21 protein-coding genes are annotated in these 21124 nt (G+C 73.8%); 12 read left to right on the plus strand and 9 right to left on the minus strand.

Annotated features, from left to right (window positions below; genetic code table 11):
- The first annotated feature begins 43 nt into the window (after positions 1 to 43).
- Complete coding sequence (locus OG472_RS20965; protein WP_401608164.1) at positions 44 to 655, plus strand: DUF4291 domain-containing protein; 612 nt, start codon at positions 44 to 46, stop codon at positions 653 to 655.
- Here the strand turns inward: OG472_RS20965 and OG472_RS20970 are convergent.
- The 3 genes from OG472_RS20970 to OG472_RS20980 form a co-directional block, all read right to left on the minus strand.
- The gene (locus OG472_RS20970; protein WP_405941885.1) at positions 642 to 1190 is read right to left on the minus strand and encodes a DoxX family protein; all 549 of its coding nucleotides are present in this window, start codon (positions 1188 to 1190) and stop codon (positions 642 to 644) included. The two genes, OG472_RS20965 and OG472_RS20970, sit on opposite strands and share 14 nt — an antisense overlap.
- Positions 1191 to 1317: 127 nt before the next feature.
- Positions 1318 to 1782 carry an N-acetyltransferase gene (locus tag OG472_RS20975; protein WP_405941886.1) on the minus strand — a complete coding sequence of 155 codons (465 nt, stop codon included), beginning with the start codon at positions 1780 to 1782 and terminating at the stop codon, positions 1318 to 1320.
- Positions 1779 to 2351: a peroxiredoxin-like family protein gene (locus tag OG472_RS20980; protein WP_405830728.1), complete on the minus strand. Its 573-nt coding sequence runs from the start codon at positions 2349 to 2351 to the stop codon at positions 1779 to 1781. Before OG472_RS20980 ends, OG472_RS20975 begins: the two co-directional genes overlap by 4 nt.
- A 119-nt stretch (positions 2352 to 2470) precedes the next feature.
- Here OG472_RS20980 and OG472_RS20985 point away from each other — a divergent pair, with 119 nt between their 5' ends.
- Positions 2471 to 3091 carry a TetR/AcrR family transcriptional regulator gene (locus OG472_RS20985; RefSeq protein WP_401608156.1) on the plus strand — a complete coding sequence of 207 codons (621 nt, stop codon included), beginning with the start codon at positions 2471 to 2473 and terminating at the stop codon, positions 3089 to 3091.
- Positions 3092 to 3230: 139 nt separating this feature from the next.
- The gene (locus OG472_RS20990; protein ID WP_319730758.1) at positions 3231 to 4874 is read left to right on the plus strand and encodes a DNA repair helicase XPB; all 1644 of its coding nucleotides are present in this window, start codon (positions 3231 to 3233) and stop codon (positions 4872 to 4874) included.
- Here the strand turns inward: OG472_RS20990 and OG472_RS20995 are convergent.
- Both OG472_RS20995 and OG472_RS21000 read right to left on the minus strand, forming a co-directional pair.
- Entirely contained in the window at positions 4840 to 5649 is an 810-nt protein-coding gene (locus tag OG472_RS20995; protein WP_405941887.1) for a glycosyltransferase family 87 protein, read from the minus strand. The two genes, OG472_RS20990 and OG472_RS20995, sit on opposite strands and share 35 nt — an antisense overlap.
- A 155-nt stretch (positions 5650 to 5804) precedes the next feature.
- Positions 5805 to 5990 carry a hypothetical protein gene (locus OG472_RS21000; protein ID WP_351296420.1) on the minus strand — a complete coding sequence of 62 codons (186 nt, stop codon included), beginning with the start codon at positions 5988 to 5990 and terminating at the stop codon, positions 5805 to 5807.
- A gap of 447 nt (positions 5991 to 6437) precedes the next feature.
- Between OG472_RS21000 and OG472_RS21005 the strand changes: the two genes are divergently transcribed.
- Positions 6438 to 8411, plus strand: a complete 1974-nt coding sequence (locus tag OG472_RS21005; protein ID WP_401608852.1) for a HelD family protein — start codon at positions 6438 to 6440, stop codon at positions 8409 to 8411.
- A 521-nt stretch (positions 8412 to 8932) separates the two neighbouring features.
- Here the strand turns inward: OG472_RS21005 and OG472_RS21010 are convergent.
- Positions 8933 to 9619, minus strand: a complete 687-nt coding sequence (locus tag OG472_RS21010) for a copper homeostasis protein CutC (protein WP_401608150.1) — start codon at positions 9617 to 9619, stop codon at positions 8933 to 8935.
- 108 nt (positions 9620 to 9727) lie between these two features.
- Here OG472_RS21010 and OG472_RS21015 point away from each other — a divergent pair, with 108 nt between their 5' ends.
- The 3 genes from OG472_RS21015 (at position 9728) to OG472_RS21025 (ending at position 13074) form a co-directional block, all read left to right on the plus strand.
- Entirely contained in the window at positions 9728 to 10432 is a 705-nt protein-coding gene (locus OG472_RS21015) for a hypothetical protein (RefSeq protein WP_405941888.1), read from the plus strand.
- Positions 10433 to 10486: 54 nt separating this feature from the next.
- On the plus strand, positions 10487 to 11719 hold the full coding sequence (locus tag OG472_RS21020; protein ID WP_405943198.1) for a Cmx/CmrA family chloramphenicol efflux MFS transporter: 1233 nt from the start codon (positions 10487 to 10489) through the stop codon (positions 11717 to 11719).
- Between the two features lie 119 nt (positions 11720 to 11838).
- On the plus strand, positions 11839 to 13074 hold the full coding sequence (locus tag OG472_RS21025) for a serine hydrolase domain-containing protein (protein WP_405941889.1): 1236 nt from the start codon (positions 11839 to 11841) through the stop codon (positions 13072 to 13074).
- A gap of 3 nt (positions 13075 to 13077) precedes the next feature.
- Here the strand turns inward: OG472_RS21025 and OG472_RS21030 are convergent, their stop codons facing one another.
- Positions 13078 to 13347 carry a DUF4031 domain-containing protein gene (locus tag OG472_RS21030; protein ID WP_383569849.1) on the minus strand — a complete coding sequence of 90 codons (270 nt, stop codon included), beginning with the start codon at positions 13345 to 13347 and terminating at the stop codon, positions 13078 to 13080.
- 7 nt (positions 13348 to 13354) lie between these two features.
- The gene (locus OG472_RS21035) at positions 13355 to 13729 is read right to left on the minus strand and encodes a hypothetical protein (protein ID WP_361759131.1); all 375 of its coding nucleotides are present in this window, start codon (positions 13727 to 13729) and stop codon (positions 13355 to 13357) included.
- A gap of 100 nt (positions 13730 to 13829) precedes the next feature.
- Here OG472_RS21035 and OG472_RS21040 point away from each other — a divergent pair, with 100 nt between their 5' ends.
- From OG472_RS21040 to OG472_RS21055, 4 genes are all read left to right on the plus strand, one after another.
- Positions 13830 to 14753: a MurR/RpiR family transcriptional regulator gene (locus OG472_RS21040; RefSeq protein ID WP_405941890.1), complete on the plus strand. Its 924-nt coding sequence runs from the start codon at positions 13830 to 13832 to the stop codon at positions 14751 to 14753.
- Positions 14754 to 14908: 155 nt separating this feature from the next.
- Positions 14909 to 15832: an N-acetylmuramic acid 6-phosphate etherase gene (murQ, locus tag OG472_RS21045; RefSeq protein ID WP_401608143.1), complete on the plus strand. Its 924-nt coding sequence runs from the start codon at positions 14909 to 14911 to the stop codon at positions 15830 to 15832.
- Positions 15833 to 15901: 69 nt separating this feature from the next.
- Positions 15902 to 17386 (plus strand): PTS transporter subunit EIIC, encoded by a 1485-nt coding sequence (locus OG472_RS21050; protein WP_405941891.1) that lies wholly within the window; start codon positions 15902 to 15904, stop codon positions 17384 to 17386.
- Between the two features lie 72 nt (positions 17387 to 17458).
- The gene (locus OG472_RS21055; RefSeq protein WP_405941892.1) at positions 17459 to 18694 is read left to right on the plus strand and encodes an MFS transporter; all 1236 of its coding nucleotides are present in this window, start codon (positions 17459 to 17461) and stop codon (positions 18692 to 18694) included.
- 49 nt (positions 18695 to 18743) lie between these two features.
- On the opposite strand, the gene OG472_RS21060 is transcribed toward OG472_RS21055, so the two are convergent.
- On the minus strand, positions 18744 to 20168 hold the full coding sequence (locus OG472_RS21060) for a helix-turn-helix domain-containing protein (protein ID WP_405941893.1): 1425 nt from the start codon (positions 20166 to 20168) through the stop codon (positions 18744 to 18746).
- A gap of 215 nt (positions 20169 to 20383) precedes the next feature.
- Between OG472_RS21060 and OG472_RS21065 the strand changes: the two genes are divergently transcribed.
- A complete protein-coding gene (locus OG472_RS21065) occupies positions 20384 to 21124 on the plus strand; it encodes a DUF4232 domain-containing protein (RefSeq protein ID WP_405941894.1) in 741 nt (246 codons plus the stop codon).

The raw sequence follows: 21124 nt of genomic DNA on the forward strand, positions 1-21124 counted from the left end.
AAAACGGCTGGCATGCCGCGAGGCCATCACGCACGCTGAGGCCATGTCGGTCGTACCCACCCACCAGATCCGCGCCTCGCACACCGAGACCACCCTCACCGTCTACCAGGCCTACGCCCCCCGCCTGGGGGACCCGGCCGCTCGCGACGGCCGCTTCCCGCCCGCCTGGAAGCGGGAGCGGATGACGTGGATCAAGCCCTCGTTCCTGTGGATGATGTACCGCTGCGGCTGGGCGACCAAGGTCGACCAGGAGACCGTGCTGGCCGTCGAGATCACCCGCGAGGGCTTCGACCGGGCCCTGAGGGAGGCCTGCCTCTCCCACTACAAGCCGGGCGTGCACGCCGACCGGGCCGCTTGGCAGGAGTCCCTGCGCCAGGCGCCCGCCCGGGTCCAGTGGGACCCGGAGCGCGACCTCCACCTGAACCCGCTGCCGTACCGCTCGCTCCAGCTGGGCCTGTCCGGCCCGGCCTCACGCGCGTACGCCGACGAGTGGACGGTCTCGATCCGCGATGTGACCCCGCTGGCCCGGCAGATCCACGGCCTGCTCCGGTCCGGCGATGCCGAGGCGGCCCGCGCCCTGCTCCCGGTCGAGACGCCCTACCCGTCGGGCCCGCTGGAGCACCTCCGTACGGGGGCGTCGGTCAGTCCCGGATGAGCAGGACGATGAATCCCGCGACGACGCCCACCAGCAGGGCGAGCCAGGAGTAGCGGGGCCGCGACTCGCGCAGCACGGGGAGGTAGTGGTCGGCGGCGAAGCGGCCCGGGCCGGTGAGGGTGAGGGCGACGACCCCGGCGAAGAGGAGCACTTCGAGTTCCACGCCCTTGGGCGGGAAGTAGGCGCTCAGGCCGCGGACGTCGAGGACGTTGATGAAGACGCCGGTCAGGGCGGCGCCGGCGAGCGGGGTGAGCAGGCCGAGGGCGAGGCCGAGGCCGCCCAGGGTCTCGGACAGTGAGGCGATGACGGCCATGGCGTCCCCGGCGGGATAGCCGGCCATCGTGAAGCCCTTGCCGGTCGCGTCGAGGCCCGGGCCGCCGAACCAGCCGAAGAGCTTCATGGTGCCGTGGCCGACCATGCTGAGGCCGACCACCAGCCGGAGCACGAGCAGGCCGGTGTCGTGGGTGGCGGTGGTGAGGGGGACAGGGGCCGAGCTGGCACGGAAGAGAGCGCGGTCCAGTCGTTCTTGCGTCATGAGCGTCCGTCCTTACGTCGCCTGTGAGCGACGGCCACCGTATGACGCCCGTCCGCGATGGCCCGGCCGCAACGTCGCCCGTTCCTGTCGACGACCCGTTCGGCCGCAGGCCCGCCACCGGCCCGGCTCACCTGGCCGCGTAGTCGATCAGCCCCGGGTCGAACGGCCACACCGCGCGGAGCCACTCCTGCACGGCCTCGTACAGGGTCGCGTCGAGCGGCGCCCGGTCGGCGCGCACCCACGAGCTGACGTGGATCCGGCCGGGCTCCTCCTTGGCCGGGTAGATGTACAGGCACCCGACGACGTCGTCACCGTCCAGCACGCTGTACGTGAACCCGGTCCGGGCCTCGAAGTCCTGTGCATGGCGCACCAGGTCGGCGCGGTTGGCCTCCGGGGACATGCCCTCCGGCGGCGGCCAGTTCCTCCCGTGGAACCCCGGCGTGGCCCGGACGTGCGCGATGCTGCCGCTCCAGGCGGCGAGGTCGCGCTCGTTGTGCCGCTCGCCGAGCGGCTCCAGCCGGAAACCGTCCGCCACGAGGGTCTGGGGCACCTCGAAGCCGGCGGGCACGAAGGTCTGCCGATCATGGTTCATGCCCGGACCGTACGTGCCCGCGCCGCCAGCGTCAGCAGCTTTTCGACCGGCCACTGGTCGTCGACGTGCTCCCCGTAGGACCTGGCGAGGACCGTCCCGTCGGGCGCGATCAGGAAGTCCGCGGGCAGCCCGAGCCGCCCGCCCGCCTGGGTCCGCGACGGCGCCTTCTGCCGCCCCCGCAGCAGTTCGACGGCGCCGAGGGCGATCGCCCGCAGTACCGGCCCCCAGGCGCGCGGGCTCAGCAGGGAGCGGTAGGACGACTCGACGCCGAACTCGGCGTACAGCCGCTTGTCCGGGTCGGCGATCACCGCGAACGGCAGCCCGGCCACGTGCTCGCGCAGCTCGTCGGCGCCGGAGTGGAAGACCACGACCTCGCGGATGCCGGCCGCCTCGATCTCCGCGTGCCGCCGCACCACCGAGCGCAGGTGCAGGTGGCAGACGGGGCAGCCGGCGAACCGGCGGAACTGCAGGTGGACGAGCCGTTCGGGGTCGGGGACGGCGACGGACGAGCCGTCCGTGACGGCGGTGAGGGTGCGGGTACGGACGAGGGAACCGGTGTCGAGCTGCACGAGGACCTCCACTGGGGCACGGGCGACGGGGCCACGGGTGACGAGGCCACGAGGCCCCTTCCGTAGGCGTATGCCGTACACCTAACAGCGTAGGCGTATGTCGTACGCTGTCAACCACCATGCCGCGCCCCCGCTCGCTCACCCAGGACCAACTGGCCGCCGCAGCCCTCGCCGTGATCGACCGTGAGGGACTCCCGGGGCTGTCCATGCGCGCCGTCGCCGTCGAACTCGGCATCAGCACCATGGCCCTGTACCGGTACGTCCAGGACCGCGGGGAACTCGAAGCCCTCGTCGTCGAACTCGTCCTCAGCGCCGTCGACAGCACCCCGCCGCCCCCGTCCGCCGGGCCCTGGCGCGCACGGGTCACCCTCCTCGTCGACCGACTGCGGGACACCGTCGGCGCCCACCCCGCCGTCCTGCCGCTCACCTTCACCCACCGGCACCGCTCCCCCTGCGTGCTGCGCTGGGGCGAGACCGTCCTCGGGGTGCTCACCGAGGCCGGGCTGGGGGCCGAGGAACGGATCATCGCCCTGCGCGCCCTGCTCGCCTACGTGATCGGCGCGATCCAGCAGGAACACCTCGGCGCCCTCTCCGGCGCGGGCACCGCCGCCATCGCCGACCTCCCGGCGGACGCGTTCCCGTACCTGACCGAGGCCGCCCGCGGCGCCCGCTCCCTCACCCCGGACCGGGAGTTCCACGGCGGCCTCGCCCTGCTCCTGGCGGGCCTGGACCGGGCCTAGGCCCGCGCCCGGCGCCCGGAAGCGGCACCGGCGGCGGTCCCGCGCCCCGAGAACCGCCCGGCCCGCCCCGCGATACGGCAGACTGGAGGTTTGGCCGCCCGCGCCCGGGCGGCCGTCTCACCGCTGGAAAGGGACGCGCGTGAACGGACCGCTCATCGTCCAGAGCGACAAGACCCTCCTGCTCGAGGTCGACCACGAGCTCGCCGGAGCCGCGCGCCGCGCCATCGCTCCGTTCGCCGAGCTCGAGCGGGCCCCCGAGCACATCCACACCTACCGGATCACCCCCCTCGGCCTGTGGAACGCCCGGGCCGCCGGTCACGACGCCGAGCAGGTCGTCGACGCACTCGTCGAGTACTCCCGCTACCCCGTCCCGCACGCGCTGCTCGTCGACGTGGCCGAGACCATGGCGCGCTACGGCCGCCTCACCCTCTCCAAGCACCCCGTGCACGGCCTGGTCCTGACCAGCACCGACCGGCCCGTGCTGGAGGAGATCCTGCGGTCCAAGCGGATCACCCCGCTCGTCGGTGCGCGGCTCGACGCCGACACCGTGGCCGTGCACCCCTCCGAGCGCGGGCAGATCAAGCAGACGCTGCTCAAGCTGGGCTGGCCGGCCGAGGACCTCGCCGGTTACGTGGACGGCGAGGCGCACGCGATCGAACTGGCCGAGGACGGCTGGGCGCTGCGCCCGTACCAGCAGCAGGCCGTCGAGGGCTTCTGGCACGGCGGCTCCGGCGTGGTCGTGCTGCCCTGCGGCGCCGGCAAGACGCTGGTGGGCGCCGGGGCCATGGCGATGGCCAAGGCGACCACGCTGATCCTGGTCACGAACACCGTCTCGGCCCGCCAGTGGAAGCACGAGCTGGTCAAGCGGACTTCGCTGACGGAGGAGGAGATCGGCGAGTACTCCGGCACCCGCAAGGAGATCCGGCCCGTCACGATCGCCACCTACCAGGTCCTGACGACCAAGCGGAAGGGCGTCTACCCGCACCTGGAGCTCTTCGACTCCCGGGACTGGGGCCTGATCGTCTACGACGAGGTGCACCTGCTGCCCGCGCCGGTCTTCAAGTTCACCGCCGACCTGCAGGCCCGCCGCCGGCTCGGCCTCACGGCCACCCTCGTACGCGAGGACGGACGGGAGTCGGACGTCTTCTCGCTCATCGGGCCGAAGCGGTTCGACGCGCCCTGGAAGGAGATCGAGGCGCAGGGCTACATCGCGCCGGCGGACTGCGTCGAGGTCCGCGTGAACCTCACGGAGTCGGAGCGGCTCGCGTACGCGACCGCCGAGACGGAGGAGAAGTACCGCTTCTGCGCGACGACGGCGACGAAGCGGAAGGTCACGGAGGCGCTGGTGCGCAAGCACCAGGGCGAACAGACCCTCGTCATCGGCCAGTACATCGACCAGCTCGACGAGCTCGGCGAGCACCTGGACGCCCCCGTCATCAAGGGCGAGACCTCCAACGCGCAGCGCGAGAAGCTCTTCAACGCCTTCCGCGAGGGCGAGATCAGCGTGCTGGTCGTGTCGAAGGTCGCGAACTTCTCCATCGACCTGCCGGAGGCCACGGTCGCCATCCAGGTCTCGGGCACCTTCGGCTCCCGCCAGGAGGAGGCGCAGCGGCTGGGCCGCGTCCTGCGGCCGAAGGCGGACGGCCACGAGGCGCGGTTCTACTCGGTCGTCGCGCGCGACACGATCGACCAGGACTTCGCGGCGCACCGCCAGCGCTTCCTGGCCGAACAGGGCTACGCCTACCGGATCATGGACGCCGACGAGCTGCTGGCCAGCGACTGAGCACGGGGTGCGATCCCGGGCCCCGGTCAACCGGATTGACCCGGTTGACCGGGGCGCGAACTGCGGCGATCAGCAGGGCCAGCAGGGGGACGCACCAGACCCACAGGGCCGGCCAGTCCGGTAGCGGGGTGCGGGCGGCCGCGGGCAGCTGCCGGGTCCAGAACGCGGCCGAGTCCTGCGGGAGGACCAGCAGCCCGAGCAGCGCGGTACCGGCGAGGGCGGCCAGCGCGGTCAGTCCGGCCCGGACGCGGCGGGTCGCCAGCAGGTACGGGACGAAGGCCGCCGGGACGAGGGTGATCCCGGCGGCGACGCCCAGCGCGAAGCCCTTGCCGAGCGCGGTGCCCGGCCGGCCGAGGTCCCACAGGACCAGGCAGGCGAGCGCCAGGTTGATCTGACCGGGGAGCGGCGCCTGGAACAGCGGCCCCAGCCACAGCCCGGCGACGCTCGCGGCCAGGACGGGCCCGGGCCTGGCCGCCAGTCCCGCGAGCCGCCAGGACAGGCTGATCAGCAGGGCGAGCAGGCCCGCGTCACCCAGGACGAGGACGGCCTTCAGCACGGCGGCGGGCAGCCAGGCGGCCGGCGTGAACAGGATCGCCGCGAACGGCGGGTACACGGCGGACGGACGCCACTCGGCGGCACAGAACCCGTCGACGAGGGCATCGGCCACCGGAACGCGCAGGGCGATGCCGAGCACACCCAGCACGAGCAGCGAGCCCGTCACCAGCACGCCGGCAAAGGGCAACGGCAAGCGGCTCTGGGCAGGGCTCCGGGTCACGCGCGTGACCCTAGTGGAATCACCCAACGCACCACACTGCACGCCCAGTCCACCACCAACAGTCCCACCGTCGGCGGCACGACTTCACCGCTCCGAACCACACCAAGGCGGGCGGGCGGGGCGGGTGTGGCGTCAGCGGCGGGCGGGGCGTCCGCTCAGCGGCGTATGACGCCCGCGTCCTCGGCGTATTCGCCGAGGACGACGACGCTCACGGCAGCCGCCGCGAAGATCTTGGCCGCCTGCAGCGCGCGGCCGAGGGGGCGGCGCGGGCGGGCGTCGGAGAGGGCGGTGGCGCCGCGCGGGCGGCCACCCTGGACCGGGGTGAAGGTTGCGGTGCTCATGGATCCATGGTGCGTTTCCGCCACGCGGATCACATCGCCCTCGGGGCGTAACTCCGGGCCCCGCGGCCTCCTCCTCCCGGCCCATGCCGACCCCTGGGGACCTCCCTGAGGTATGACACTCCCCGGTATGACACCCGTACGGCGGTCCCGTGCGGGACGGACTTCCGAGGGGCTTCCGACGGACTTCCGAGGGACTTCGGGCCGCCCCCCGGCGATCCGTCCGTCCGTTTCAATTCGTTCGCGCCGCCGCGCGGCCGCAGCTAGAATCTCCGCTCTTGCCAGCCTCCCACCGCCTCATCGGGGAGAGCCGCCCCCCGGCCGGAACCGGCGGGCTTCTGTTCCGTACCAGCAGCTGGAGGCCGTCCCGTGCCCGCGCACGCCCCCGAGTCCGACCCGCTCGCCCGCGAACGGGCCCACCTCTCCGCCTCGCGCTCCGCCCTGCGCGCCATGCGCGAGGACGTCGAGGCCCTCGACATCCGCGACGTCACCGCGAACTGGGTCAACGCGATCGTCCTCCAGGCCCAGATCGACGACCGCATCAAGGCCCTCGCCGACCTCTCCCACACCCCGCTCTTCTTCGGCCGCCTGAACTACCTGCACGCACCCGGCGCCGAGCTCGCCGAGGGCGCGGAGGGCGAGCAGTTCTACATCGGCCGCCGCCACGTCCACGACGCCGACGGCGATCCGATGGTCATCGACTGGCGCGCGCCCGTCTCCCAGCCGTTCTACCGGGCCTCCAAGACCGACCCGCAGGACATCGCGCTGCGCAGGCGCTTCGGATACACCGGCGGCGAGCTGACGGCGTACGAGGACGAGCACCTGTCCGACCCCGCCGAGGCGGCGGCCGTCAGCAAGCTGCTACAGCAGGAGATCGAGCGCCCGCGCGTCGGCCCCATGCGGGACATCGTCGCGACGATCCAGCCCGAGCAGGACGAGATCGTCCGCTCCGGCCTGTCCGGTTCCGTCTGCGTGCAGGGCGGCCCCGGCACCGGGAAGACCGCCGTCGGCCTGCACCGCGTCGCGTACCTCCTCTACGCGCACCGCGACCGCCTCGCCCGCACGGGCACGCTCGTCATCGGGCCGAACCGTTCCTTCCTGCACTACATCGAGCAGGTCCTGCCGGCGCTGGGCGAGCTGGAGGTCAAGCAGGCCACCGTCGACGACCTGGTCGCCCGCGAGGGCCTGGAGGTACGCGGCACGGACGCCGCCGAAACCGCCGTGGTCAAGGGCGACGCCCGGATGGCGGAGGTGCTGCGCCGCGCGCTCGTCTCGCACGTCAGCGCCCCGACCGAGCCCCTGATGGTGGTGCGCGGTTCGCGCCGCTGGCGGGTGCCCGCGTACGAGATCGCCGAGATGGTCGAGGAACTGCAGAACCGCGACATCCGCTACGGCGCCGCCCGGGACGCGCTGCCGCAGCGGATCGCGCACGCGGTGCTCGTACGGATGGAGCAGGCGGGCGAGGCGCCCGACGACCGCGTGCAGGACGCGGTGGCCCGCAACGCGGCGGTGAAGGCCGCGGTCAAGGCGGTCTGGCCGCCTGTCGAGCCGGCGAAGCTGGTCCTGCGCCTCCTGTCCGACCCCGACTTCCTCGCGCTGCACGCGGCGGACGTCCTCACCGCGGACGAGCAGAAGCTGCTGCTGTGGCCGAAGCCGTTCCGGAGCGTGAAGTCGGCGAAGTGGTCGGCGGCGGACCTGGTGCTGATCGACGAGGCCGCCGACCTGGTGGAGCGGACGCATTCGCTGGGCCACGTCGTCGTCGACGAGGCCCAGGACCTGTCGCCGATGCAGTACCGGGCGGTGGGCCGGCGCTGCACGACGGGCTCGGCGACGGTCCTCGGCGACCTCGCCCAGGGCACCACCCCGTGGGCCACCCGCAGCTGGGACGAGGCCCTGACCCACATGGGCAAGCCGCAGGCCGTGCTGGAGGAGCTGACGGCGGGCTTCCGCGTGCCGCGCGAGGTGATCGCGTACGCCTCCCGGCTGCTGCCGTCGATCTCCCCGGGGCTCGCCCCGGTCTCCTCGGTCCGCGAGACCCCGGGCTCGCTGCTGATCTCGCAGAGCTCGGACCTGACGGCGGACGTGGTGGCGGCCTGCCGCGCGTCGCTCGCCCACGAGGGGTCGATCGGCCTGATCGCGGCGGACGCGCGGATCCCGGCGCTGGCGGAGGCCCTGCTGGCGGCGGACCTGCCGTACCTGTCGCCGGGCGAGGAGACCACGGCCGAGTCGCGGCTGACCCTGGTCCCCGCCTCCCTGGCGAAGGGTCTGGAGTACGACTACGTGGTCTTGGACGAGCCCGCGGCCATCGTCGACGGCGAACCGGACGAGCGCACGGGCCTGCGCCGCCTGTACGTCTGCCTCACCCGAGCCGTCTCCGGCCTCACGGCCCTCCACGCGGCCCCCCTCCCCACCGCCCTGTCCTGACCCGCGGGCACACTCCTGGGGCTCCGCCCCAGACCCCACGCCTCAAACGCCGGCGAGGCTGAAAGACCGGGGCTCCGCCCGTGACCGCGGGCCCGCGCATCACCGTCCTGCTCTGACCCGCGGCTCGGCGTCCCGGGGCTCCGTCCTGACCACGGGTCCGCTCCTCACCGGCAGGTCCTGACCTGCGGGCGCACTCCTGGGGCTCCGCCCCAGACCCCGCGCCTCAAACGCCGGCGAGGCTGGATTTGGCCGGCGTCAGTCTGCACGTGCCTGCGGGGCTGGATTGCACGGAGCGCAATTTCAGCCCCTCCGGCGATTGAGGAGTGGGGTTCGGGGCGGAGCCCCGGTCTCTAAGCCCCGCCGGCGACTGAGGCGATCTTTCAGCCTCGCCGGCGTTTGAGGCGCGGGCGCGGAGCGCCGTCGGGGGTTCGGGGCGGAGCCCCTGTATCCCAGCCCCGCCGGCGTTTGAGGCGCGGGTCTGGGCGGAGCCCGGCGGGGTTCGGGGCGGAGCCCCGGGTTGGTCAGGTCAGGGCCGAGCGCCATTGGGCGACGGCCTCGGCGGAGACCGGGCGGCCCCACCCGGAGGGACGGGCCGCGCCGCCGATGTGGAACGCGTCGAGGCCGGCCGAGCGCAGCACCGGCAGGTGCGAGAGGGTCAGCCCGCCGCCGACCAGCATCCGCGCCCCGTACCCCGGCTCCCCCCGCCGCGCCGCCTCGGCGACCAGCACCGGCAGCCCCTCGTCGACCCCGGCCGCCGAGCCGGCCGTCAGGTACGTGTCCAGGCCGGGCAGGTCGGCCAGCGCCTTGCGCAGCTGGTCCCGGTCGGCCGCGCGGTCGATCGCCCGGTGGAAGGTCCAGCTGCAGCCGTCCAGCTCCGCGACGACCGCTTCGACCGCGGCCAGGTCGGGGGTGCCGTCCGGGTTCAGGAAGCCGAGGACGAACTCCTGCGCCCCCTCCGCCCGCAGCTCCCGCGCCGCGCGGACCAGTACGGAGACGTCGCCCGCCGCGAAGCCGTCCGTCTTGCGGAGCATCACGCGCAGCGGGATGTCGACCGCCGCCCTGATCGCCGCGAAGGTCTCGCGCGGCGGGGTGAGCCCGTCGGCGGCCATGTCGGTGACCAGTTCGAGACGGTCCGCCCCACCTGCCTGGGCCGCGATCGCGTCCTCCGCGTCGAGGGCGATCACCTCCAGGAGCGCACGGTTGCTCATTCGTTGCCGTCCTTCGTCCGGTATGAAAAATAGGTCTAGTCCAATATCAGGGTACGGGCCTCCCCCCGCGCTTCACCAGCACAATCACGCCACCCCCACAATGTGCCCATGGACTCAGGCACCCAGCACCGCGACACCCCCGGTGGCACCGGCCCCGACACCACGGCCCTCCGGGCCCGTTGGCGGGCGACCGTCACCGCCGCCGGCGCCGCCGCCGACCGCGATCCCGCCCCCTACGCCGACCGCCTGCTCACCGCCTGGGCGGAGCCTCAGCGCCGCTACCACACCACCGCGCACCTGGCCGACGTACTCGCGCGGATCGACGTACTGGCTCCGCACGCCGCCGACCTCGCCGCCGTGGAGCTCGCCGCCTGGTTCCACGACGCCGTCTACCGTCCCGACCGCTCCGAGAACGAGGAGCGCAGCGCCGCCCTGGCCGAGCGGGCCCTCCCCGAGCTCGGCATAGCGGCCTCCCGCACGGCCGAGGTGGCCCGGCTGGTCCGGCTCACCGTCACCCACGACCCGGCCCCCGGCGACACCGACGGCGAGGTGCTCTGCGACGCCGACCTGGCCGTCCTGGCGGGTGCCCCGGAGGCCTACGCCGCCTACGTGGCCGCCGTGCGCGCCGAGTACGGGTTCGTCCCCGACGAGGCCTTCCGCGCCGGCCGCGCCGCGGTGCTGCGCCAGCTGCTCGACCTGCCGCGGCTCTTCCGCACGCCCCACGGCGCCGCGCACTGGGAGGCCCCGGCCCGCGCCAATCTCGCCGCGGAGCTCGCCGCACTCGACGCCCCTGACGCCTCCGGGGGAATTTGATCGCGTTCGCGATGGTTGGTGTGACTCATGCCCGCAGATGCCGCACGCCCCCGCATGCCCGTCGCCGTCTACATCCTCGGACTGTCCGTCTTCGCGCTCGGCACCAGCGAATTCATGCTCTCCGGCCTGCTGCCGCCCATCGCGGAGGACATGGACGTCACCATCCCGCAGGCGGGCCTGCTCATATCCGCCTTCGCGATCGGCATGGTCGTCGGGGCTCCGCTGCTGGCCGTGGCCACCCTGCGGCTGCCGCGCCGCACCACCCTGATCGCGCTCATCAGCCTCTTCGGCCTCGGGCAGGTCGCGGGCGCGCTGGCCCCCTCGTACGAGCTCCTCTTCGCCTCCCGCGTGGTCTCGGCGTTCGCCTGCGCCGGCTTCTGGGCCGTGGGCGCGGCCGTCGCCATCGCCATGGTCGACCGGGACCAGCGGGCCCGTGCGATGGCCGTCATGATCGGCGGGCTGTCCATCGCCAACGTCCTCGGCGTCCCCGCCGGCGCCTTCCTCGGCGAGCACCTGGGCTGGCGCTCCGCGTTCTGGTCGGTCGGCGCGGCCTCCGCGATCGCCCTCGCCGGCATCCTGGCGCTGATCCCGAAGATCCCGCTGCCCGCCGAGAAGCCCTCGCTCGGACGCGAGCTGCGCATCTACCGCGACCGCCAGGTGTGGCTGTCCATCGCCGTCACGGCGCTGGCCGCGGGCGGCGTCTTCTGCGCCTTCAGCTACCTGTCACCGCTGCTCACGGACGTGGCCGGGCTGGACTCCCGGTGGGTCCCGTGGGTCCTCGCCCTGTTCGGCATCGGCGCGCTGGCCGGCACCACCGTCGGCGGGCGGATCGCCGACGCGCACCTGTTCGGCGTGATGATCTGGGGCATCACCGCCTCGACCGTCTTCCTCGTCGTGCTCGCCGTGCTGGCCTCCACCGCCGCCGCGGCGATCGCCCTGGCCTTCCTGCTGGGCTTCTCGGCCTTCCTCACCGCCCCGGCGCTCAACGCCCGCATGTTCAACGTGGCCGGCGCCGCCCCGACCCTGGCCGGCGCCACCACCACGGCCGCCTTCAACCTCGGCAACACCGGCGGGCCCTGGCTCGGCGGCACCGTCATCGACGCGGGCCTGGGCTTCGCCGCCACCGCCTGGGCGGGCGCCGCCATGACGGTCACCGCGATCGGTCTGGCCGTGATCGCCCTGCGCCTGGACCGCCGTACGCCGCCCCACCCGACCCGGGTGGTGGCCGCGGGGAGCCCGGCCGCGGGCCGCGCCGAGGAACCTGCCGGGGCCCCGGCGGGCGCCTGACCGGGGGCCGGGGCCCGCTCCCGGCCCCGGTCGCCGCCCCGGACCCGGCTTCCTACGATGGGAAGGTCCGCTCGGGGACCAGGGGACCGCTCGGGGACGTGCGTCAGAGGGGATCCTCCATGGGCCGGTACCGCACGCCCACCGTCCTGGCCGCCGCCTCCCTCCTGCTGACCGCGCTGTGCGCGGGGCAGGCGCCGGCGGCCACCCCGCCGGGCCGGGTGGACATCGACCCGGCGACCGCCGAACAGCTCGACGACGCGATCACCGCGGCCATGCGCAAGGCCGACATCCCCGGGGTGGGCGTCGGCCTGTGGATCGACGGCGAAGACTCCTACGTGCGCACCTTCGGCACCGCCGACAAGGCCACAGGCACGCCCATCAAGACCGACATGCACACCCGCATCGGCAGCGTCACCAAGACCTTCACCGTCACCGCCGTCCTCCAGCTGGTCGACGACGGGAAGGTACGGCTCGACGCGCCGATCTCGACGTACGTCGACGGCGTGCCCGGCGGCGACAAGATCACCGTCCGGCAGCTCGCCGAGATGCGCAGCGGCCTCTACAACTACACCGAGGACCCGCGCCTGCTGGCCGCCTACAAGGCCGACCCGCACCGCGTCTGGACCCCGCAGGAGCTGCTGGACACCGCTTTCCGGCATCCTGCCGACTTCCCGCCGGGCACGCGCTGGGAGTACTCCAACACCAACACCGTCCTGCTCGGCCTGCTCGTCGAGAAGGTCGGCGGGCAGCCCCTGCACACCTACCTGGAGCAGCACGTCTTCGAACCGGCCGGCCTGGACGCGACCTCGCTGCCGACCGGCGCGGAGATCGCGTCCCCGTACGTGCACGGCTACACGAACTTCACCCCGGACGGCGCGACCGTCGACGCCTCCACCTGGAATCCGTCCTGGGCCTGGGCGGCCGGCGCGATGATCTCCACCATGGACGACCTGCACTCCTGGGTCCCGACCCTGGTCAGCGGGAAGCTGCCCGACGGCGACCGCCTGCTGGAGCCGGGCACCCAGGCCCAGCGGGTGCGCATGCTGCCCACCGGGCACCCCGACATCGGCTACGGGCTCGGCATCGCCGAGCTCGACGGCTGGATCGGCCACAACGGCGAGCTGCCCGGATACGAGACCGTCGCCGTCCGGCTCCCGCAGGCCCGCGCCACCATGGTGATCGTGGTGAACTCCGACGTCGACGGGAAGTTCGGCAACCTGAGCTCCCTGATCGCCAACGCGGTCACCAAGATCGCGACCCCGGACCACGTCTGGGAGCTCCCGCCGGCGGCCCAGCCCAACACCGTCCCGGAGCCGTCCACACCCGAAACCCCGGCCCCGAAGCCGAGCTCCTGACGCCTAGGCCGCCGGGCGGCCCTTCGGGCGGCGCAGGCCCGCCGCCGTGAGCCGGCGGACGAGTTCCTTGCTGCCGATCTCCACCGCGCCCGCGCCGACCGCGTCCGCGTACCGGTACGAGGGCACGTCGTAGTGGTCCCGCTCGAAGGCCCGCGGCGGACAGCCGATCCGCGCCGCGAAGGCGTGCAGCTCCTCGTACGAGACGTCGCTGACGAGGTGGGACCACATGCGGCCGTGGCCCGGCCAGGTCGGCGGGTCGATGTAGACGGTCACGGGCGGCTCACCGGAGACCGAAGACCGGGCCCAGGCCGCCGACCGCGGCCACTTTCACGCCCGCCTCCGAGCACACCCAGTGCGGGTCGGGTCCGAGCTCCGGTTCCACGTCGAGCGCGTGCGGATCGCCGTGGGTGCAGACCGGGCACAGCGGCCAACGGCCGTACTTCTCCAGCAGCGCGTCCTGCACGTCCTGGGCGACGAGTCCGGCGAGGTAGTCGACCCCCTCCGGCCACTGCTCCACCCACCAACGGCGGTGCGTGACCGAGTCCTCGACGAGGGAGACGACATCGGCATCGGCGACCTCGCCGGCAGCGAGATCGGCGAGAACAAGTGCACGGGCGACGTGCAGCGCCTGTTCCAAGGGGGTCGCGTGGTCCATGGGCCCATTGTGGCCCCGAGGGGGCCCGGTGACGAAGGGCCTCTTTTCGGGGGCCGTATGGCGTATTGACGCCCACCACCCCCGAAAATAGGTTTCAGGTGTGAGCGAGAACACGAAAGAAACTTTCAGTCGCCGTCCGCAGACCGCGCCCGCCCCGGCGCCCTCCGCCCTCCGGGCCCGCGTACGGAGCCTCGCTCCGTCCATGACGCGCTCCGTGCAGGCCGTCGCCGAGGCCGTCGCCTCCGATCCCGCCGGGTGCGCGCGGCTCACCGTCTCCGGCCTCGCCGCGCACACCGGCACCAGCGAGGCCACCGTCGTCCGCGCCGCCCGCCTCCTCGGCTACCCCGGCTACCGCGACCTGCGCCTCGCGCTCGCCGCCCTCGCCGCCCAGCAGGAATCCGGCGCCGCCCCCGCCGTCACCGTCGACATAGCCGTCGACGACCCGCTCGCCGACGTCGTCGCCAAGCTGGCCCACGAGGAGGCGCAGACCCTCACCGACACCGCCGCCGGACTCGACCTGGCCCAGCTGGCCGCCGCCGTCACCGCCCTCGCCACCGCCCGCCGCATCGACGTCTACGGCGTCGGCGCCTCCGCCCTCGTCGGCCAGGACCTCGCCCAGAAGCTGCTGCGCATCGGGCTCGTCGCCCACGCCCACAGCGACCCCCACCTGGCCGTCACGGGCGCCGTCCAGCTCGGCCCCGGCGACGTCGCCGTCGCGATCACCCACTCCGGCTCCACGGGCGACGTGATCGAGCCGCTCCGCGTCGCCTTCGAGCGCGGCGCCACCACCCTCGCCCTCACCGGCTGCCCGAACGCCCCCGTCGCCCACTACGCCGACCTCGTACTGGCCACCTCCGCCGCCCGCGAGACCCAGCTGCGCCCGGCCGCCATGTCCAGCCGGACCAGCCAGCTGCTCGTCGTCGACTGCCTCTTCGTCGGCGTGGCCCAGCGCACCTACGAAACCGCCGCCCCCGCCCTCACCGCCTCCTACGAGGCCCTGGCCCACCGCCATTCGGCCCGCTGACCCGCCCAGCCCCGCCGGCGCTCACATCCAGCCCCTCCGGCGTTTGAGGAGTGGGGGTCCCCCCGGACGGAGTCTGGGGGAGGGCCCGGGGCGGAGCCCCGATCCCGAAGCCCGGCCCGCACCCCACCAGCCACCCGCCAAGGAGCCCGCCCGTCATGACCGCGCACGCCGACCTCCGCGCCCAGCTGGAAACCCTCACCACCGAGGCCTTCCGCCAGGACCTCGCCGAGATCGACCGGCTGCCCACCCTCGACATCGCCCGCACGATGAACGCCGAGGACGCCACCGTCCCGGCCGCCGTCGCCGCGCAACTGCCGCACATCGCCGCCGCGATCGACGCGATCGCCGAGCGGATGGCCCGGGGCGGCCGCCTCGTCTACGCGGGCGCCGGCACGGCCGGCCGGATGGGCGTGCTGGACGCCAGCGAGTGCCCGCCCACCTTCAACACCGACCCCGCCGACGTCGTCGGCCTGATCGCTGGCGGCCCCTCCGCCATGGTCAAGTCCGTCGAGGGCGCCGAGGACTCGCCGGAGCTGGCCGTCGCGGACCTCACCGCGCTGGAGATCGGCCCGGACGACACGGTCATCGGCATCTCCGCCTCCGGCCGCACCCCGTACGCGATCGGCGCCGTCGCCTTCGCCCGTGCGCGCGGCGCGCTCACCGTGGGGCTCTCCTGCAACGCCGGCTCCGCCCTCGCCGCGGCCGCCGAGCACGGCATCGAGGTCGTCGTCGGACCGGAACTCCTCACCGGCTCCACCCGCCTGAAGGCGGGTACGGCCCAGAAGCTGGTGCTCAACCTCATCTCGACGATCACCATGATCCGCCTGGGCAAGACCTTCGGGAACCTGATGGTCGACATGCGCTCCTCCAACGAGAAGCTGCGCGCCCGCGCCCGCCGCATCGTGGCGCTGGCCACCGGCGCGCCCGACGAGGAGATCGAGGCCGCGCTCACCGCCACCGACGGCGAGGTCAAGAACGCCGTCCTCGTGATCCTCGGCGGCGTCGACGGACCGAAGGCCGCCGAACTGCTCGCCGCCTCGCACGGCCACCTCCGCGCGGCCCTCACCGCCGCCCGCTGACCCCTGCGCTCCTGCGCCTGCTCACCCCCACCGCCCCCGCCCGCATCCCCCAACGCAAGGCGACCCCACATGTCCACTGACAAGAACCGCGCCACAGCCGCCGCGATCCTTCCTCTGGTCGGCGGCCCGGACAACGTCACCTCCATCGCGCACTGCATGACCCGGCTGCGCATCGGCCTGTCGGACCGTTCGCTGGTCGACGACGCCGCCCTGCGGGCCGTACCCGGGGTCCTGGGCGTGGTCGAGGACGACACCTACCAGATCGTGCTCGGCCCGGGCACCGTCGCCCGCGTCACCCCGGAGTTCGAGGCGCTGGTCGAGGAGGGCCGCTCGGCGGCGCCCGCCGCCCCCGCCCCGCACGCGGTCACCGCGGAGGACCTGCAGGCGCAGGGCGCGGCGCTGAAGGAGGCCCGGAAGGCCCGCAACGCCACGCCGTTCAAGCTGCTCCTGCGCCGCATCGCGAACATCTTCGTCCCGCTGATCCCGGCGCTGATCGGCTGCGGCGTCATCGCGGGCCTGAACGGCCTGCTGACGAACCTGGGCTGGCTGCCCGCCGTCGTCCCGGCGCTCGCCGCGATCGCGTCCGGGTTCATGTCGCTGATCGCCGTGTTCGTCGGCTACAACACCGCCAAGGAGTTCGGCGGTACGCCGATCCTGGGCGGCGCGGTCGCCGCGATCATCGTCTTCCCGGGCGTCGCCAAGATCGACGCCTTCGGCCAGCAGCTCTCCCCCGGCCAGGGCGGCGTCCTCGGCGCGCTCGCCGCGGCCCTGCTCGCCGTGTACGTGGAGAAGTGGTGCCGCACGTGGGTCCCCGAGGCCCTGGACGTCCTCGTCACCCCCACCCTCACGGTCCTGATCTCGGGCCTGGTCACCCTCTACGGGCTGATGTTCCTCGCCGGCGAGGCCTCCGCGGCCATCGGCACCTTCGCCGACCGGCTGCTCGCGACCGGCGGCGCCTTCGCGGGTCTCGTCCTCGGCGGCCTGTTCCTTCCCCTCGTGATGCTGGGCCTGCACCAGGCCCTGATCCCCATCCACACCACGCTCATCGAACAGTCCGGCTACACCGTGCTGCTGCCCATCCTCGCCATGGCGGGCGCGGGCCAGGTCGGCGCGGCCATCGCCGTCTACTGCCGGCTCCCGCGCAACGGTTCGCTGCGCACCACCATCAAGTCCGCTCTCCCGGCCGGCTTCCTGGGCGTGGGTGAGCCGCTCATCTACGGGGTTTCCCTCCCCCTCGGCCGCCCCTTCGTCACGGCCTGCGTCGGCGGCGCGGCCGGCGGCGCCTTCGTCGGCCTCTTCAACCAGCTCGGCGTCGCCTTCGGCTCCACCGCCATCGGCCCCTCGGGCTGGGCCCTGTTCCCCCTGCTCGACGGCAAGTCGAACCCCGGCGTCACCATCGCCATCTACGCGGGCGGCCTGGCCGTCGGCTACCTGGTCGGCTTCGCCGCCACCTATTTCTTCGGCTTCACCCGCCGGATGCTGACGGACCTCAACACCGACCCGGACCCGGCCGCCCCGGCCTCCGAGCCCTCCAGGGAACCGGCCCTGACCTGACGTCCGCCCTGCCGTGACCGGGCCCGGGGGAGCTTGCCCTCCAGTTGGTCGAGGGCCCTAGCGTCCGCGGCCATGGCATCCCTCGACACCGCCCGGCACGGCTCGGCGCGCCCGGCCCTTCCCCGTACGTACCTCGTCTGGCTCGCCGGCACCCGCGCCTCGCTGCTCGGTGATGCCGTCCTGTACTTCGCCCTCGGCTGGGCGGCCAGTGCCCACGGTGGCGGGACGGGCGCCCTGGTCCTGACCGCCATCGCCCTTCCCCGCACCCTGCTGCTGTTGCTGGGCGGCGCAGTCGGCGACCGGTTCGGCGCCCGCAGGGTGATGGTCGTCGGGGATGCCGTGATGCTCACGGCCACGCTCGCGCTGGCCCTCGCCAGCTCGCGCCCGGACCCCTCTCCCTGGCTCCTCGTCACGGTTGCGGCGGTGGTCGGCACGGTCGACGCGTTCTACCTGCCGGCCGCCGGGTCCATGCCCCGCAGTCTGGTGGGCGAGGCGCAGCTCCCCCGGGCGTTGGCCGTGCAGCAGGCGGCCGGACAGATCGCCTCGCTGCTCGGGGCTCCGCTGGGCGCCGTACTCGTCGCGGCCGCCGGGCTGACCGGTGCGGCGCTCGCCGATGCGGGCACCTTCGCGATCGTCCTCGTCGTGCTCGTCTGCGTCCGGCCGGCCTTCGACGTCGAGCAGTCCCCTCGCGGGGAGGGTCTCCTGGCCGGGGCGGCGGACGGGGTGCGGGTCGCCGTGGGGGATCCGGTCCTGCGGTCCGCGCTGCTGCTGACGGCCGCCGCCGCCTGCTTCCTCCTGCCGGTGGTGTCCCTGCTGAACCCGCTCCTGGCACGGGAGCACGGCTGGAGTGCCGGGGCGGCCGGCCTGATCGCCGGCGGTCAGAGCCTGGGGGTGGTCGCCGTGGCGCTGGTGGTCTCGCGGTGGGGCACCGTGCGCCGGCTCGGCAGGGGTGCGGCGCTGGGGCTGTGTGCCGCGGCGCCGGGGATCGCCGCGGTGGCGCTGGCCGGGAAGGACGCCGTGGCCGTCGCCGTGGCCGGGGCGATCGTCACCGGTGCGGGTTCGGGGATGTTCGCCTGCCACATCGGTCCGCTGGTGCTGACCGGCGTCCCGGGCACGCACCTGGCCAGGCTGCAGGCGCTGCTGACGCTCGTTCAAAGCTTGGCGCTGGTGGTGGGCAACAACGCCCTCGGCGCACTCGCCGACGCCCGGGGGGCCACGCTCGCCACGGCGGTCTGCGCGGCGGGTGCCGGCGCGGCGGGGATCACGGGCCTCGCCCTGAAACCCCTCGGCCGCGTGCGCCGGCCGTGAAACGGAGCCGGCCGACCGGGACGGCCCCGCCCGCCTCACATCCGGCGGGTCAGGACGTCGTTCCCTCGGGGACCCAGCCGTCGCCGCCGAGGGGGAACTCGTAGCCGGGGCGGCCGTTGTGGCCACTGGTGCGGAACGGCTTGCCGTTGTTGTCGATCGTGAGGGTGCCGTGGCGGGAGCCGCTGGACCAGGACAACTCCAGGAACCAGCTCACGTCGTAGGCGGAGGCGTCGGCCTTGACGTAGAACACCTCCGGTTCGGATTCGCTCACCTTGAACGGGAAGTTCGGCTGCCCCGCCTCGGGCACGACGGCCGGCCGGGCGGCGTCGAGGGCCACCGTGAAGGAACGGGTCGGAACGCCGGCTCCACAGCCGACGCCCGGGTAGCCCATGGCGTAGTCGTTCCAGGCGAGAGGGGCGCGCTTGGCTGCCGTGCGGACGGTCAGGCCGTCCAGGACCACGGTGTCCTTGCCGGAGCCCTGGAGGGTCAGCGTGACGTACTGCTCGCCCGCGGACACCGCTCCGGCCGCCGCCACCCACGCGGGCGCGTCGCGTTCCACGGGCGGCGGGGACACCCGGGCCGGAGGCTTGTCGATCAGATAGTGCTGGCCGCACGGCGCCTCCCAGGTGTACGCCTGGGCGGTCACCTTCACCGGCGCACCGGACGACGCGGCGCCATCGCCTCGACCGGAGGCGGACGAGGCGGAGGACGAGGGTGAGGAGGAGGACGGGCTCGCGGTGGAGGCGGGGTCGGTGCCGGCAGCGGGCGCCGAGCCCGGGGACGGGGTTTCCGACGGTGCCGCCCCGGACACCGGCGACCCGCCGTCCGCGCGTTGCCCTTCGCCGTCCTCGCGGGACGCGGCACCGGCGGGCCGGTTCCGTACGTCTCCCCCTCCCGTCGGCAGGTACGCGGCGAGCGCGACCGCCCCGGCCACGGCGGCCACGGCGATCCCGGTGAGGACGGCCCTACGGATGCGACGCCGCCCGTTCGGCGCGGGCCGATCGACGGGGTCGGCCGGGGCGGCCGCGGCGGCCGGATTGGCCGGTTCTGCCGGGTCGCCAGGGTCGCCCGGATCGGCCGGTTCTGCCGAGTCGCCCGGATCGGCCGTCGGCGTCTCGGCAGCCGGGGTCGCCGGGGCGGCCGGGGTCACCGGGGTCACCGGAAGTACCTCTACGGACGCCCCCGCGCTCGGCGTCTTGGCGGCCGGCTCACCCCCCTTGCGCGGACGGTTCGCGTCCGCCAGGACCCAGGCCCGGTGCAGTGCGACGAGTTCTTCGGGCGATGCCTTGCAGAGCCGGGCGAGCCGTTCGACCGGTGCGTAGTCCGCCGGGACGACGTCGCCGCTGCAGTACCGGTGCAGGGTCGACGTGCTCATGTGGAGCCGCTTGGCGAGCGTTCCGTAGCTGAGCCCGGACCGGTCCTTCAACTCCCGCAGCAGCCGGGCGAACCCGGCCCCATCAGTGTCTTCCGACACTGCTTCCTCCCACCCCGTGTCCCGTCCCGCGTCCCAGGAACGAACCGTTTCAGCAGCTCAGAGCCTGTCTAACCGTCCCTGTATCCCTGACCGCGCGCCGGATGTCGCGGCTGGGACGGATCACCGCACAGGCTGAGGCCATCCAAGCACACGGCCCCCGGCACCGGTCCCGACCGACCACCGCCCTGGCCATGCCATATGAGAGGGAATCAGCCATGACCGCGCTCCGCACCGCACGCATCAACCGCACCGCCCGCACCACCCGACGTCTCGCGAGTGCAGCCGCCGTCGCCCTCACCGCGCTCGCCGTCACCGCGTGCCAGAACGACACGGGCCTCAAGGACGGAGGACCCGCGACCTCCTCGGGCTCCGTTACGGACACCCCCTCCCCGGCGGGCGGTTCGAGCACCCCGACTCCCGGCTCCACGACAACTCCCGGCGCCACGAAGGCCGGCACCGGCACCGGAACGGGCTCCGGAACCGGCGGCGCAGACGCGAAGGGATCGTCGGCCCCGTCCGCCGCTGGCGACCGTGCCCTGTGCAACGGCTCCAACACCGAGGTGACCGTCCAGCCCGTCACCCGCCCGCTCAACCACATGCTGATCTCGGTGAAGAACACCGGCTCGAAGCCCTGCGACCTGACGTACTACCCCGTGCTCCGCTTCGACGAGATGCAGTGGGCGCCGACCGCCCTGAAGGAGACCCGGCCCCAGGCGGTGGTGTCCCTCGCGCCCGGCGAGTCGGGCCACGCGGGAGCCCTCCTGGAGGCGGCCGACGGCAGCGGTGAGGGCGGGATGACCGCACAGCGGCTCACGATCGCCTTCCAGGGCCGTACGCCCAACAGCAGCGGCGGCGCGTCCGCCACCCCGGCCCTGCCGGCCAAGGGCGTCTACTACGACAGCTCGCTGACGGTCACGTACTGGCAGCAGAACATCGAGGACGCACTCGGCTCTTGA

The organism is Streptomyces sp. NBC_00207 (assembly GCF_045160965.1).
GTDB lineage: Bacteria > Actinomycetota > Actinomycetes > Streptomycetales > Streptomycetaceae > Streptomyces.